13 protein-coding genes are annotated in these 15,000 nt (G+C 62.3%); 11 read left to right on the forward strand and 2 right to left on the reverse strand.

Annotation, left to right across the window (positions count from 1 at the left end):
* The first annotated feature begins 10 nt into the window (after nucleotides 1-10).
* The 9 genes from EK23_RS13480 (at nucleotide 11) to hemH (ending at nucleotide 6,956) form a co-directional block, all read left to right on the forward strand.
* Nucleotides 11-385, forward strand: coding sequence for a DUF4845 domain-containing protein (locus tag EK23_RS13480; RefSeq protein ID WP_045225937.1), 375 nt, complete (start codon nucleotides 11-13; stop codon nucleotides 383-385).
* Nucleotides 382-1,074 (forward strand): ribonuclease III, encoded by a 693-nt coding sequence (gene rnc / locus EK23_RS13485; RefSeq protein WP_045225887.1) that lies wholly within the window; start codon nucleotides 382-384, stop codon nucleotides 1,072-1,074. Before EK23_RS13480 ends, rnc begins: the two co-directional genes overlap by 4 nt.
* A complete protein-coding gene (gene era, locus EK23_RS13490) occupies nucleotides 1,071-1,955 on the forward strand; it encodes a GTPase Era (protein ID WP_045225888.1) in 885 nt (294 codons plus the stop codon). The genes rnc and era overlap by 4 nt, the downstream gene beginning before the upstream one ends.
* Nucleotides 1,956-1,959: 4 nt before the next feature.
* The gene (gene recO / locus EK23_RS13495) at nucleotides 1,960-2,673 is read left to right on the forward strand and encodes a DNA repair protein RecO (RefSeq protein WP_045225889.1); all 714 of its coding nucleotides are present in this window, start codon (nucleotides 1,960-1,962) and stop codon (nucleotides 2,671-2,673) included.
* Between the two features lie 46 nt (nucleotides 2,674-2,719).
* Nucleotides 2,720-3,466 (forward strand): pyridoxine 5'-phosphate synthase, encoded by a 747-nt coding sequence (pdxJ, locus tag EK23_RS13500; protein WP_045225890.1) that lies wholly within the window; start codon nucleotides 2,720-2,722, stop codon nucleotides 3,464-3,466.
* 80 nt (nucleotides 3,467-3,546) lie between these two features.
* Complete coding sequence (locus EK23_RS13505; RefSeq protein WP_045225891.1) at nucleotides 3,547-4,224, forward strand: hypothetical protein; 678 nt, start codon at nucleotides 3,547-3,549, stop codon at nucleotides 4,222-4,224.
* 53 nt (nucleotides 4,225-4,277) lie between these two features.
* The gene (dusA, locus tag EK23_RS13510) at nucleotides 4,278-5,291 is read left to right on the forward strand and encodes a tRNA dihydrouridine(20/20a) synthase DusA (protein ID WP_045225892.1); all 1,014 of its coding nucleotides are present in this window, start codon (nucleotides 4,278-4,280) and stop codon (nucleotides 5,289-5,291) included.
* Between the two features lie 109 nt (nucleotides 5,292-5,400).
* Entirely contained in the window at nucleotides 5,401-5,946 is a 546-nt protein-coding gene (gene folE, locus EK23_RS13515; protein ID WP_045225893.1) for a GTP cyclohydrolase I FolE, read from the forward strand.
* Nucleotides 5,947-5,957: 11 nt separating this feature from the next.
* Entirely contained in the window at nucleotides 5,958-6,956 is a 999-nt protein-coding gene (gene hemH, locus EK23_RS13520; RefSeq protein ID WP_045225894.1) for a ferrochelatase, read from the forward strand.
* Nucleotides 6,957-7,004: 48 nt separating this feature from the next.
* Here the strand turns inward: hemH and EK23_RS13525 are convergent, their stop codons facing one another.
* On the reverse strand, nucleotides 7,005-7,871 hold the full coding sequence (locus EK23_RS13525; RefSeq protein WP_045225895.1) for an HDOD domain-containing protein: 867 nt from the start codon (nucleotides 7,869-7,871) through the stop codon (nucleotides 7,005-7,007).
* A gap of 179 nt (nucleotides 7,872-8,050) precedes the next feature.
* Here EK23_RS13525 and EK23_RS13530 point away from each other — a divergent pair, with 179 nt between their 5' ends.
* Nucleotides 8,051-9,859 (forward strand): putative bifunctional diguanylate cyclase/phosphodiesterase, encoded by a 1,809-nt coding sequence (locus tag EK23_RS13530; RefSeq protein ID WP_052808169.1) that lies wholly within the window; start codon nucleotides 8,051-8,053, stop codon nucleotides 9,857-9,859.
* A 108-nt stretch (nucleotides 9,860-9,967) separates the two neighbouring features.
* A complete protein-coding gene (gene mrcB, locus EK23_RS13535) occupies nucleotides 9,968-12,214 on the forward strand; it encodes a penicillin-binding protein 1B (protein WP_235282058.1) in 2,247 nt (748 codons plus the stop codon).
* A gap of 107 nt (nucleotides 12,215-12,321) precedes the next feature.
* Here the strand turns inward: mrcB and EK23_RS13540 are convergent, their stop codons facing one another.
* Nucleotides 12,322-14,946: a motility hub landmark protein FimV gene (locus tag EK23_RS13540; protein ID WP_045225897.1), complete on the reverse strand. Its 2,625-nt coding sequence runs from the start codon at nucleotides 14,944-14,946 to the stop codon at nucleotides 12,322-12,324.
* Nucleotides 14,947-15,000 lie beyond the last annotated feature (54 nt).

The raw sequence follows: 15,000 nt of genomic DNA on the forward strand, positions 1-15,000 counted from the left end.
GGAGATCAGCATGAGTAGATTATCGCGTCAGTCGGGCATGACCATGATCGGCTTCCTGCTGATGTTTATGCTGGTCGGTTTCTTCACGCTGCTCACCATCAAACTGGTGCCCATCTATCTCGAACATTATAAGATCGTGAGTTCGCTGGAGGCCCTGAAGTCCGATCCGGACTTGGCGACCCGGCCCAAGGAGGAGATCCTCAAAACCCTGGAGAAGCGCTGGGACATCAACATGGTGAACCGGGTGACCGCCCAGGATGTGAAAATCACCAAGCAGGGCGGCCGGCTCACGGTTCAGATCGCCTACGAGGCGGTGGAGCACATCATGGGGAATGTGGATGTACTGGTGACCTTCGATGACAGTATCGAGGCGGGGGGCGATTGAGTAGACAGGTTGAAACCTTCGCCCGGAAGCTGGGCCTTCAGTTCAAGGATCCGGCCTTGCTACGCCAGGCGCTCACCCACCGCAGCGCCGACCACAAGCACAACGAGCGCCTGGAGTTCCTTGGCGACTCGGTACTGGGTTTCGTCGTGGCGGAGCGCCTGTACGAAAAGTTTCCGGAGGCGGACGAAGGTGTCCTCAGCCGCTTGCGCGCTACCCTGGTGAACCAGACCTCCCTGGCGGGCGTGGCCCGCAACCTGAACCTGGGCGACCATCTCATCCTCGGCTCCGGTGAACTCAAGAGCGGTGGCTTTCGCCGTGACTCCATCCTGTCTGACGCCTTGGAAGCGGTGATGGGCGCGCTGCTCAAGGACCAGGGTTACGAGATTTGCCGGGACTGGATTCTCAATCTGTTCGGCGAGGCCATCGAGGGGCTCAGCCCCGATGACCGCCGCAAGGACCCCAAGACACGCCTGCAGGAGATCATGCAGGGGCGTGGGTTGGAGCTTCCCATCTATATTTTGCTGTCCATGTCAGGCTTGCCCCACGACCAGCAGTTCCGCGTGGAGTGCCGCGTACCGCTGATGCCCGAATCCAGCGAGGGCGAGGGGCCGTCACGCAAGCGCGCTGAACAGCAGGCCGCCGAGCGCATGCTGCAGAAGCTGGCGGAACAGGACCAGGGCTTGTTATGAAAGCTGGCTATGTGGGTTTGATCGGGCGGCCCAACGCGGGTAAATCGACTCTGCTGAATCATTTGCTGGGACAGAAGATCAGCATCACCTCGCGCCGGCCGCAGACCACGCGGCACCGAATCCATGGAATCAAGACCACCGACGCAGGACAGGCGGTGTATGTAGACACGCCGGGGCTTCACGCAAGCGAAAAGCGGGCCATGAACCGTTACCTCAACCGCACCGCCGACAATGCGCTGCTGGGGGTGGACCTGATCGTGTGGGTGGTGGACTCCTGGTCCTGGACCCCGGATAACGAACTCATCCTGGGGAAGGTCAAGCAGGCCTCCTGCCCGGTGATACTGGCTGTGAACAAGGTCGACCAGTGCGAGGACAAGTCGCGCTTGCTGCCGTTCCTGGAGGATGCGGCGGCACGCTTCGCTTTCGCGGAAATCGTGCCCATCTCCGCGCTTAAGGGTACCAACCTGGATGCACTGGAAGACAAGATCATGTCCCTGCTGCCCGAGGGCGAGGCCATCTATCCGGACGATCAGGTCACGGACCGTCCCATGCGCTTTTTCGCGGCGGAAATCATCCGCGAGAAGCTGATCCGCAGCCTGGGACAAGAGGTGCCGCATGCTCTCACGGTGGAGATCGAGCAGTACAAGCATGAAAAGGGCGTGATTCACATCCACGCCGTAATCTGGGTGGAGCGTGACGGTCAGAAGACCATCGTCATCGGACACCGGGGCGAGGTGCTCAAGAAGGTCGGCCAAAGGGCCCGGGAGGACCTGGAAAAGATGCTGGAGCGCAAGGTCTACCTGAACCTTTGGGTCAAGGTGAAGCGCGGTTGGTCCGACAGCGAGCGGGCCCTGCAAAGACTGGGGTATTCCGACAGCTAACACCATGGGCGCGAAGGACAGGGTTCTGCTGGAAACCTGTTTTGTCTTGCATCGGAGGCCTTACCGGGAGACCAGCCTGCTGGTGGATGTGTTTTCCCGCGACAGGGGAGTGGTGAGACTGTTGGCCAAGGGAGCCACGCGCGGCAAGGGTGGACGGGCAGGCCTGTTGCAACCCTTTCTGCCACTTAGCCTGTCCTGGGCCGGAAGCGTAGAACTGCCGACGCTGACTGAAGCGGAGGCCGACGGCCCGGCCCATGCCCTCGCCGGCGCGGCGCTGTTTTGCGGCCTGTATCTCAACGAACTGCTGCTGCGGCTCCTTCCGGCACTGGATTCTCACCCCGCCTTGTTCGAGTGTTATCAAGACCTGCTCCTCGCCCTGGCAAGCGGCGAGCCAGCGGAACCGCAGCTGCGTTTCTTCGAGCTCAGCCTGCTGGACGAACTCGGTTACGGGCTGCTACTGGATTTCGAGGCGACCGGGGCCGAGCCGATCCGGGCGGATCGGCACTATGTCTATCACATCGAGGAAGGCGCGCGCGCGAGTGAGCCGCGCCGCGGGGCAGTCCGCGGTACCACCCTGCTCGGGCTGCGCCGGCGGTGCCTGCCGGGGCCCTTGGAAATCAGCGAAGCCAAGCAGTTGATGCGCTTCGTGCTCGGGCACTACCTGGGCGGCAAGCCGCTCAAGAGCCGCGAACTGTTCAAAGGGCCTGGCCGCAGGTGAGGCGCGGACCCGTTCGCAGATCAAAGAACTTAACCGACTCCATCCTATGCAAAGCAAGCAAAGCATTCTCCTGGGTGTGAACATCGACCATGTGGCGACCATCCGCCAGGCGCGGGGCACCCGCTATCCCGAAGTGGTGCAGGCGGCCCTGCTGGCCGAGCAGGCCGGCGCCGATGGCATCACGGCACACCTTAGGGAGGACCGGCGCCATATCCAGGACCGTGACATCGAGCTGCTGCGAGCCATGCTCAACTCGCGCCTGAATCTGGAAATGGCGGTGACCGAGGAAATGGTGGCCATTGCCTGCCGGGTGCGCCCGCAGGCCTGCTGCCTGGTGCCCGAGCGCCGGGAGGAATTGACCACGGAAGGGGGGCTGGACGTGTCCGGCCATTTCGAGCACGTGCGCGTGGCCTGTCAGCGGTTGGGCACTGCCGGCGTGGAGGTCTCCCTGTTTATCGACCCTGAACCGCAGCAGGTGGATGCCGCCGCCCGGGCCGGAGCCCCGGTCATCGAACTCCACACCGGGCAGTACGCGGAAGCCGCCAGTGGGGCCCAGCAGCGACAGGAGCTGGAGCGGCTCGCCCGGGCGGCCTTGCAGGCGGAGGGCCTCGGATTGCAGGTGAATGCCGGTCATGGACTGCATTACCACAATGTGGAGCCCATCTGCCGCATTGGCCAGTTTCGCGAATTGAACATCGGCCATGCCATCGTGGCGCGAGCCTTGTTTGTGGGCATGGAACGCGCCGTTTCCGACATGAAAACCCTGATGGTCAAGGCGCGGGCGGAGAATTGACCCGGTATGGCCATTCTGTCATATTAACCGGCCAGGCGGTGGCGCCATGATACGGCTTGCCGCGTGCCCCGGGGACAAAAATGCAAGATAACAAAGACAGTAGCCGGACCGTCATCACCTTGGTGCGCGCCGAACTCGCCCCGAGTCCAATTCCGGACTTGCAGAAGCGCGGGCAGGTGCTGGCCCTGGTGTCGCTCGTTCTATTGCTTCTGGTCAGCGCGGCGCTGCTGTGGAACTCAAGCCATCTGGTCACCCGCTTCGAATCGCGCCAGGCGTCTGTCTCGGGCAACGACAAGATCAAGTTGTACGGTGAGCAACTGGCTTCCCTGCAGCAGCGCATGGCCGGGTTCATAGCCGAATCCGTGGAAGACCGTCTGCGCAAGCTGGAGGGCAGGGTTGCGGCGGGGACCGTGGGAGCCGCGGAAATCCAGGCCTTCGAAGATCTACGAAATGAATTGAGGCTGCTGGAAAGCTACGCCCAGGGCAGGGAGCTGCGGGAGGCCGACCTAGACCGCACCGACCATGCCAGGTATCAAATGAGCCCCGGGTCGTCGGTTAAAGCCGCTGAGAGCGATCTGCTGGGCGAGGTGGTGGAACTGAAGAACCTGACCTACTTCAGCATTGCCAGCTGCGGCTTTGCCGCCCTCCTGGTGAGTGGCTACTGGTGGCAGCAAAACGCGCGCTTGAAGCGACTCGCGAGCGACCTGGGCCACCGCCCGCTGCTGCCGCGCTCGCCGTCCGGGCCCAGGGATTCCTGAGTCCTTCCGCGATATATCAGACCGCGCCGGCGCGCGGTCCAACGCGTCCTGCCATGGTTTCGAATTTCACAAGCCCGCGGTCATGCCCTTCGCGCCGTCTGTCGCTGGCACCCATGCTGGAGTGGACGGACCGTCATTTCCGCTACTTTCTCCGCCTCATCACCCGTCACACCCTCCTGTATACCGAGATGATCACCACGGGCGCCGTGCTCCACGGCGACCGCGAGCGGTTGTTGGGCTACGACCCCCAGGAGCACCCGCTCGCCCTGCAACTGGGCGGCAGTAACCCGGCCGAACTGGCGGCTTGCGCCAGGATCGCCGAGGACCTGGGCTACGACGAGGTCAATCTGAACGTGGGCTGTCCCAGCGACCGCGTCCAGAACGGCCGCTTCGGCGCCTGCCTGATGGCCGAGCCGCAACTGGTTTCCGAGTGTGTGGCCGCCATGAAGGCAAGCGCGAAGCTTCCCGTCACGGTGAAGACCCGGATCGGCATCGACGAGCGGGACTCCTACGAGGAACTGTGTGCCTTCGTGGAGACGGTGGCAGCAGGGGGCTGCGAGACTTTTATCATCCACGCCCGCAAGGCCTGGCTTCAGGGCCTGTCGCCTAAGGAGAACCGGGAGATCCCACCACTGCGCTACGATGTGGCGCTGGCGCTGAAGCGCGACTTTGCCGGCCTGCAGGTCATTCTCAACGGCGGTATCCAGAGCCTGAACGAGAGTCTGGAGCACCTGCGCGAATTTGACGGTGTAATGATCGGCCGGGCGGCCTATCACAATCCCTACGCGCTCGCTGAGGCGGACCGCCTGATTTTCGGCGATGCGCACCCGGTACCATCGCGGCATGAGGTGCTGGATGCTTTCCTGCCGTACGTGGAAGCGCAGTTGTCCACGGGCGTCAGACTGCAAAGTATGAGCCGACATATCCTGGGCTTGTTCCACGGCACAGGCGGAGGCAGGCGCTGGCGGCGTCATCTGAGCGAGCACGCCCACAAGCAAGGTGCGACAGCGGCGGTGCTGCGCGAAGCGGCAGCGCTCACCATTCCGGCCCAAGCCGAGCCGGCCTAGGCGTCGTCGAGACCAACCCGTGCGAGTCGCGCCGGGGCACTTTCCAGCCCATATCGGGTCGAAGCGATCTGGGATGCCCAATTACGATCAATAACAAGGCAACACGACAATGGAAAACCATTTTGCAAATCTGATTCAGGATATTGGCGAAGACTTGACACGCGAGGGCCTGGTCGATACCCCCAAGCGTGCCGCGGCAGCCTTCAAGTACCTGAATAGCGGCTACCACCTCTCCCTCGACAAGGTATTGAACAACGCGATTTTCGAGGCGGACACCGAGGACATGGTGATCGTCAAGGATATTGAACTGTATTCCCTGTGCGAGCATCACCTGCTCCCCTTCATCGGTAAGTGCCACGTGGCCTATCTCCCCAAGGGCAAGGTGCTGGGGCTTTCCAAGGTGGCGCGCATCGTCGAGATGTATGCCCGCAGGCTGCAGATCCAGGAGCGCCTTACCAAGCAGATCGCCGATGCCATCCAGACAGCGGTTAACCCTGCGGGGGTTGCCGTGGTCATCGAGGCAAAGCATCTTTGCATGATGATGCGCGGTGTGGAAAAGCAGAATTCCTCCATGATGACCTCGTCCATGTTGGGCTTGTTCCGCCGCCAGATCAGCACCCGCTCCGAGTTCCTCGAACTCATCAACCGGCGCTGAGGCGAGCGGATATGGAACAGACCCCGACCACCGCCGAAACAGCGGTATTGCTGGTCAATCTGGGCACGCCGGACGCGCCAACCGCATCGGCGGTACGGCGTTATCTGGGCGAATTTTTATCGGACCCGCGAGTCATCGAGATACCCAAGCCGCTGTGGTGGCCCATCCTGCACGGGGTGATCCTGCGGGTGAGGCCGCGCAAGTCCGCCAAGGCCTATGCCACGATCTGGGGTGAGCGCGGCTCGCCCTTGCTCAGCTTGACCACCGATCTGGGCGAAGCCGTCAAGGGGCGGCTCGAAGCAGCCGGGCTGCAAGGCCTCCGCCTGGAAATCGCGATGCGCTACGGCAACCCTTCCATTACCGCGCAGTTGGAAAGACTCAAGGCGGAGGGCGTCAAACGAATCGTGGTCCTGCCCTTGTATCCGCAATATGCCGCCGCCACCAGCGCCTCCATCTTCGATGCGGTGGCCGATACCTTCCGCCGCTGGCGTCATCTGCCACATCTGGATTTCATCAGCGACTACCATCTCGATGGCGGCTATCTCGACGCCGTGGCGGCCAGCATCGCCGAGTTCTGGCAGTCGGGCGAGGGGCGGGCGCCGCTGCTGCTGTTCTCCTTCCATGGCCTGCCTGAGCGCTGCCGGGAACTGGGCGACCCGTATTACCAACAATGTCTGGCTAGCGCCAAGGAGATCGCGGCGCGCCTTGAATTGAAGGAGTCCGACTGGCGTGTGGTGTTCCAATCGCGCTTCGGGCCTGCCAAATGGATCCAGCCCTACTGCGTGGATACCTTGCGGGCCTTGCCGGGCGAGGGAATAAAGTCGGTCGATCTGGTCTGCCCCGGATTCGCGGTGGACTGCCTGGAGACCCTGGAGGAGATCGCTATCGCCAACCGGGAGGTATTTCTGGAGGCTGGCGGAGAACGCTACCGCTATATCCCGGCCCTCAATAGCCGTGCCGACCATGCGGGAGCCCTGGCGGCCATCCTGCGTCGTCGCCTGGGTGTCTGAGCGGCCGAGCTGGCAAGCGCGCAAGAGGGGAAGCGGTGGGAGTTTGCCTCAGCGGTCCTGGAAGATGGTGCTAAAAACGCTGAGAAATTCCGTCTCCACTTGAGGCAGCACCTCGCCCAGCACCTCCCGGGTGAGCCCGATGATTTCCCAGACCTCGGCATGTTCACTCAACTGCTTGTCGAGCCAGGCGTTATCGCGAAAGTCCATCACATGGAGTTGGTAGGCGATGCACACGAGTGCCGTCTGCAAGCTGAATTCGCCGGCGCCCCCCGGCGCCTCGTGGAACTCGATGCTGCTCACGATCACCTGGGGCAGCCGCCAGCGCCGGGCCAATTCGGCACCCACGGCATAGTAGTCAAAGCCGAACACGTGCCGCTGCGCCTGAAATTCCGGGATATTATCCCGCGTGGCCAGCAGCACGGCGGCGCGGGACGGCTCGGGCAGGCGCTGATAGACGATGAGTCGGCCGATTTCGTGCAATAATCCGCAGACGAAACTGGCGCCGAGTTGCTGCTTCTGCGGGTGGCGTTCCGCCAGGAATTTGGCGATCAGCGCGCAACGCACGCTCATCATCCAGAAGTTGCGCATCGAGATGAGCCCGTTGGGCAGGGAAGAGAAGCGGTCCACCACCAGGGTTGCGAGGACGAGATCCCGCAGTTCCTGGTAGCCGATGATCTTGACGGCGTCCCGGATGGAGGAGACCGGACTTGGAAAATGGTAGAGCGCGCTGTTGACGATTTTGAGCAGGCGTGCCGTCAGCCCGGCATCGTGTTCGATGAGAAACGTCACTTCTCCCAGACTGCCGTTCGGATCGTCAAGTATCTTGTTGATCTTTAGGAATATCTCAGGGGGTGAGGCGAGTTGGACATTTCCTGCGAGAATTTCCCTGATGCTTACGCTGACGTGGTCCTTCATGCTTCTTCCTTTAACGACAATGGACAGACTCCGTATGGTATACACCATGCGATGATTCAATTGTTGTCTATATTCTGAAAAAGGTCGAGCTATCCTGCCCTGCAGGCGCTTTTCGCAAGGGTTGTCGGATGGTATTCAGGCCGAATTCGGGTGGACCGTGAGTATAGGTACACTGCACTATGATTGAAGAGGGGGCGCGGCACGGTATCCTCGTGGCCGAAGCGCGAGCTGAGCGCCGAGTCTGGTTTGAGCATGCGCTGGCGAAAGCCGGCCTGTCTGCGGTTTTTGTCCCAGAGAGGGATTTCGGGCCGGTGGCCTGGGAGTGCTGTCAAGCGCCTCCGGACGGCGTGCGCCTGTTCCTCTGGTCGCTGGAAGGTCCATTGCCAAAGGCTGAACAGGTCCGCGAAGTGGTGGCATCAGGCGTCACCGTGGTGATATTGCGTGACAAGCGGTGTGAGTCGTTGCCAACCTCGGAGGCCCTGCTGATGGCGCTGGATGAGGCCGGTGCGCTGATGGTGACGGCGCCTACCGATCCGGCAGGCGTGGACATACTGGTGAGCCTGGCTCTGCGCTTATGTCCCGAGCGTGCCCGGCGCGCGGAGGAGCAGACGCGCCTGCTGGACGAACTGGCGGACCGCCGGGTCATGGAAGCCCGCCTCCAGTACCTGGTAGCCCATGATGAGCTGACCGGCTTGGCCAATCGCCGCAGCCTGGAAGCCGCTCTGCAGGGTGACCGGGGAATCCGGACAGGTGCCTTGCTATACCTTGATCTGGACCGCTTCGATCTGGTCAATGACCTGGAGGGACACGGCAGCGGTGACCGGTTGCTGGTGGAAGTGGTGGGCGTGTTGCATCGCATGCTGGCGCCGGAACAACTGGCTGCGCGAATCGGGGCCGACGAGTTCTGCATTTTTCTGCCGGATGCGGACAAAGAGGCAGCCGCGGCGATGGCCGAACGTCTGCGCCGTGCCCTGGACGGTTTCCACTTTCTCCCGGGACGCGACAACTACCGGATTTCCGCCAGCCTCGGTGTCGCGCTGCTGGATGGTCGCAGCCGCCTGCAGCACCCCGGGGAGGCGATCACCCGCGCCCACCAGGCCTGCAATGTGGCGAAGAGCAACGGTCGTAACCGTGTGCATTGCTATAACGAGGACGATCAGGACGTCTACACCCGGCATCGCGATGTCCTGTGGGTGCCTATCCTGCGCGAGGCCTTGGTCGAAAACCGATTCTTTCTGGTGTTTCAGCCCATCGTACGGGTTGCGGACGGGGCGGTGACACACTACGAAGTGTTGCTGCGCCTGCAGGGCCGGAGCGGACAGGTGCATCTGCCCTGCGAATTCATACCGGTGGCAGAACGCATGGGTCTGATCCACGCCATCGATCTGTGGGTGGTGGAAAACGCCGTCGACTGCCTGGCGACCCTGCCCGAGCACCAGGCCGGGCTGGGCTTCTCCGTCAATCTGTCGGTGCATGCGTTTCATCAATCCTCGCTCTACTCACTTTTGCAATCCACGCTGGCCGCAAGGGGCGTCGCGCCTGACCGTATCACCTTTGAAATTACGGAAACCGCTGCCGTCTCCAGTCACCAGCAGACGCGGGAACTCATCGCAAAAATCAGGGCCCTGGGGTGTCACTTTGCCCTGGATGATTTCGGGGCTGGATTCAGTTCCTTCGACTACATCAAAAAGTTTCCCGTCGACTATTTGAAGATCGACGGCCAGTTCATCAGCAACCTGCTGCATGATGAAACGGATCAGGTACTGGTTAAGGCGATGATCGATATCGCCAGGAAGCTGGGCAAGCGGACTGTCGCCGAATACGTGGAAACGAACGAGGTCTTTCAACTGCTGCGCGAGTTCGGGGTCGACTACGTCCAGGGCTATCTGCTGGGCCGGCCCAGTGCCCAGTTGCTGGATCTTTCGGCGCTTCCTCTCCACCAACCGCCTTTTTCCACAGTCGAATGCCGCCCCGAACGGGCCTTCTGATTTTCCTTTCCAAAACCCAGCCAGGCTTTTTTCATGAGCATGTTACGACGTCGGGCTCCCCAGAGACGGGAAGGCTCGGCTTTATCCCGCGGTATGAGGCGGCTTACGGTGTTGCTCCTGCTCTTTATGGCCGTGCTCACGCTGTCCTATGTGGCGTATCAGGACTATACCGTCAGGCAGCATTTCGAGGGCAAGCGGTGGGCTTTGCCCGCCCACGTGTTTGCCAGTCCGGCCGAACTGTTCGCTGGGGCCAAGTTGGACGCAGGTCGCCTGGAAGCCCTGCTGCGGGAACTGAAATACCGTGCTGACCCGCAGTTGACGACACAAGGCGCTTTCGTGCGCTCTGGCAGCGAAATACGGCTCAGGACCCGGGAGTTTCATTTCTGGGATGCGAGTGAACCCAGCCGCCAACTGCGCGTCACGTTTGGCGGCGGGGAAGTGATCGCGGTGGAGGATATTGATAGCGGAGAGTCGCTGCCGATCTACCGGCTGGAGCCGGTCCAGATCGGGAGCTTCTATCCGGCCTTGAAGGAGGACCGGGTGCTGGTCAAGCTGGATCAAGTACCCAAACCCCTGATCGACGCCTTGCTATCGGTGGAAGACCGGGATTTCTACGAGCATTTTGGAGTCTCGCCCAAGGGGATCGCCCGGGCCATGTGGGCCAATGTGCGCGCCGGCGACATCGTGCAGGGGGGCAGCACCCTGACCCAGCAATTGGTCAAGAACTTCTACCTCAGCTCGGAACGTACCTGGTGGCGCAAGCTCAACGAGGTGCTCATGTCCCTTTTGCTGGAAGCGCGCTATTCCAAGCAGGAAATTCTCGAGGCCTATCTCAACGAAATCTATTTGGGGCAGGATGGCGCCCGCGCCATCCATGGCTTCGGGCTCGCCAGCCAGTTCTATTTCAGCCGTTCCGTGGAGGAGTTGGACCTGCATCATGTGGCGCTGCTGGTGGCGCTGGTGCGCGGGCCCTCGTTCTATGATCCGGTGCGCATGCCAACGAAGGCACGGGATCGGCGGGATCGTGTGCTCGATGCCATGGTAGAGCAGGGCTATCTCGCGCCGCAGCAAGCACAGGCCGCCAAGCTGCAGCCACTGGATGTGCAGAGCAATCCCCACCAGGCGATCAGCCGTTATCCCGCTTTCCTTGATCTGGTAAAGCGGCAATTGCAGCAGGAATATCGGAACGAGGATCTGACCACGACGGGGCTGAACATATTCACCACCCTCGATGTGGAGGTGCAACAGCAGCTTCAGGCCGCAGTCGACCGAACCCTGACGAGGCTGGACAAGCAACGAAAGTCCGGCAGCTTGGAAACCGCCGCAATTATCACGCGGCGCGCGACGGGCGAGATCGCTGCTCTGGTCGGGGGGCGTGATGCGGAATCGACAGGTTACAACCGGGCCCTGGATTCGGTCCGCCAGATCGGCTCATTGTACAAGCCGGTGGTATTCCTGACGGCACTCGCCGACCCGCGCCGCTATACCCTGGTTTCGCCCCTGCAGGATCGCGCCATTCGCGTGGCCGGAGGCGGAGCCGCGCCTTGGACGCCGAAGAATTACGATAACCGCGAACACGGCACGGTCCCGCTGTACTCGGCTCTGGCCCATTCCTACAACCTTGCGACGGTGCGCCTGGGTCTGGATGTAGGGGTGCCGCGTACGGTACAGACATTTCACAGCCTGGGGGTGGAGCGCGATCTGGCGGAATTTCCGGCAACCCTCCTGGGGGCGGGGGAACTGACTCCCATGGATGTCATGCAGATGTATCAGACGCTGGCCAACGACGGCTTCGTGACGCCCCTTCGGGCCATCCAGGCCGTGGTGGCGCAGGATGGCCACACCTTGCAGCGCTATACCCTGGACGTGAAGCAGAGCCTCGATCCGGCCGCTGTCTATCTGGTGAACCGGGCCTTGCAGGAAGTGACCCGGGAAGGCACTGCGCGGGCCGTATATTCCTATCTGTCCAGGGATTTTGACGTGGCTGGGAAAACCGGCACCACCAATGATATGCGCGATAGTTGGTTCGCGGGTTTCACCGGTGACTACGCGGGCGTGGTCTGGCTGGGGCGCGATGACAACAAGCCGGCCGGATTGACCGGGGCTCAGGGGGCGCTGCATATCTGGGCGGCCACCATGGGCAAGGTCAGTCGTGAACCCCTGCAATTGGATGCGCCGGACAATGTGGAAAGCGTCTGGATAGACCGCAGCAACGGCCTGCGCGCCAGTGAGGCCTGCGCAAGCGCCACGCCGCTTCCATTCATAACCGGGTCTGCGCCGGCGCTTTACTCCGCCTGCGGAGGCAGTGAGTCAGACGAGGGTGAAGGAGGCAGTTGGCTGGACAGGCTGTTCTGAAGGGGCCCGATGCGGTTCGGAAACCGTCTGGCTTAAAGAACCTGCCAAGGATTGTCGAGGGGCGCGCCGCGCCGCCAAGCCGGAGAACGACCGGAGCGCGGTGGGTTTCAGGACTTGTCGATCTTGGCCAGAAGGGCCGTGGCTTCCTTCTTCTGGGCCTCGTTGCCGCGCGACAGGACGTCGGCGATGATCTCCCGGGCCGTGGCGGAGTCGCCCATGTCGATGTAGGCCTTGGCCAGGTCCAGCTTGGTTTCCTGCTCGTCCATATCGGTGAGGCTGGCGAACAGCTCTTCGTCGCTGGCATCGAGGGTGGGCGCAGATGCGGGCGCCTCCGGGGGCTTCTCCACGGGGAAGTCCAGCCCCATGTCGAAATCCAGTGCCGCCACTTCGTCCGTGCCTTCGTCCTTGGCTCCCATCTCGACGAGGATGTCGTCCAGGGACTTGTCTTGATCTGCCGCTGGCTTGGATGCCTGGCCTGCGCCCGCTTTCGGGCCGGGTTCGAATGGGATCAGGTTGTCCAGGTCGAGGGCCATGTCCGGCTTGTCTCGCTTAACTTCTGATTTGGCGGATGGAACCTCGAAATCGAGGGCGCCCAGAGTGTCTTCCGTGTCCGAGTCCGTCTGAGGTGGGGCCAGGTCGAGGGCATCGTCGAAGTCGAAGCTCGCCAGATGCGCACCCGGGTCCGCATCGGACTTGCGATTGCCCTCCTCGAAGCGTTTCAGCTCGGCGATGAAATCGTCTTCGATTTCGGGGCCACCTTGCTCATCCAGAAGCTCGCCTCCCAGGTAGGCACTTTCCGCCGCATCCAGCTTGATGTCGCCGACGCCCGAGAACAGCGGATTTCCGGGGCACAACTCCCGCCCCATCTCCTTGACTTTGTCCCAGAAAACGCCATCGGCATCTTTTCCGTCCTCGAACAATTCGACGGCATACTTCTCGAAAGCGCCGCGATTCTCCGTCGCGTAATGGATTTCCAACAGCTTGAGCTTGCATTCGTCGCGTTCGGGATGCTGGGCGATGGCACTGGTGATCAAATCCTCCGCCTGCTTGTAGCGCCCGTAAGCCAGGTACACGTCGGCTTCGGAGATGGGATCCACCTCGTCGGCTTCGCCGCTCAGGGCGTCAAAATCGCTGGGCGTGAATTCGCTGAGGAAGGAACTCTTGGACGAAACCACGATATGTTCCGTGGGCATCGCGTCCAGTATGGGGGTGGGCGTCGGGGTCTCCGCGATGCGGTCGCGCAGGTTCGGAGCCAGGATGCTCTCCGCCTCATCCTGCAGGGCGGCGCGCCGCCGCATGGCGGACCAGGCGATGAAACCGAGCAGGAACAGCGAACCCAGGCCGACGGTGCCAAGCAGCAAGGGTTCATCCAGGAAGGCATCCAGCAGACTCGGCTCCTCCATCGGCGGGGGCGCCGGGCGGGGAGGCTTCACAGCCGGCTTGACCGCCGGTGGTGTCACCGGCGGCAGGGCCTGTTGCTTGGGCGCGGTGGCCGCCTCCGGGGCAGGCGTTATTACCGGTGCCGGAGTAGCCTGCGCGGTTACCGCCGGCTCCGCCGCAGTCGTCGGTGCGGGGGTGGTCACCGCAGGGGTTGCAGTGGGTTGTACCGCAGTCGCCGCCGCCGGCGTGGGCTGCACTTCCGGCGCTACAGCCTGGCCTTGCAGGTTGGCGATCTGCTGATCCTTCAGGGTGAGCAAGCGCTGCATGGCGGTGAGCTGTTGCTCAAGCTCGTTCAGGCGCGAACGAATTTCCTCGTTCTCCTGCTTGACGGTATCGGCCACTTCCAAGGCGATATCGCCCTTGGATTTGCCGCTCTCGTCGCGTCCCGTGCCCGCTTTGCCTTTCTCATCCTGGGGGCTGAGCAGTTTCAGCTGGCTTCCGGAAACCGTCTCGCCGGAGTCAGGTGCCGTCTCCGGTCGCTGCTCCGCAAGCCGCCCCTGTTTGGGCGCGCTGCCTGCCGCTTCCCTCGGCATCCGCGAGGGAAGACTCAGAATCGTATCCCGATCCGGGATCGCCAGCGTCTGGCCGGCTCTCAGTGCGTTGATGTTGTTCCTGATGAAAGCCTGCGGATTGGCCTGATAGAGGGCCGCCATGGCCTGATCCTGGGACACGCCCAACTCGCGCGCCACCAGCCTGGCGATACCCGACAGGGTCTCATTGGTCCTCACGGGACCGTAGCTGGCCCCACGGATGCGCGTCTTGTCCGGGGTTTCGACGCCGACACGGTTGCTCCGGGCGGCGCGCCGCGGCATGTAGTCTTCCTCGGGCGCGGGCCGGGTGCTTCGGACCTCGTCGCTGGTTTCCGGCAACTCCGTGCTTGGGACGGTTTCTTCCTTGAAGGTGGAAGGCGGGTCGAGCAGAACCGTGAATTCGCGCAACATCCTGCCTTGAGGCCAATTGACTTCCAGCAGGAAGTTCAGGAAGGGTTCACGGATCACGTCCTGCGAACTGACGCGGATGGCGTAGCTGCCATCGCGTCTCTGTACCGGCTTGAAGCGCAGTTTGGTCAGCGCGTAGCTGCGTTCGATGCCGGCTTTGCTGAAAGCTTCCGGGGAAGCGAGGCTCACCTTCACATCGTCCAGGGTTTCGGAGCCGGAAGTGACCAGGGGGATTTCCGCGTTCAGGGTCTGGTTCAGTGAGGAACGCAACCGGATGTCTCCGATGCCCAGGGCGCTGGCGCCGAGCGGGGCCAGGACACTCATCACTGCCAGCGTTACGGAAATCTTGCGCACGTCGCCTGCTCCTCGTAGGTCCTTCGTCCAAACCCATCCGCGGGTCTGGCAATC

It is taken from the genome of Methyloterricola oryzae, assembly GCF_000934725.1.
In the GTDB taxonomy this organism is placed as follows: domain Bacteria; phylum Pseudomonadota; class Gammaproteobacteria; order Methylococcales; family Methylococcaceae; genus Methyloterricola; species Methyloterricola oryzae.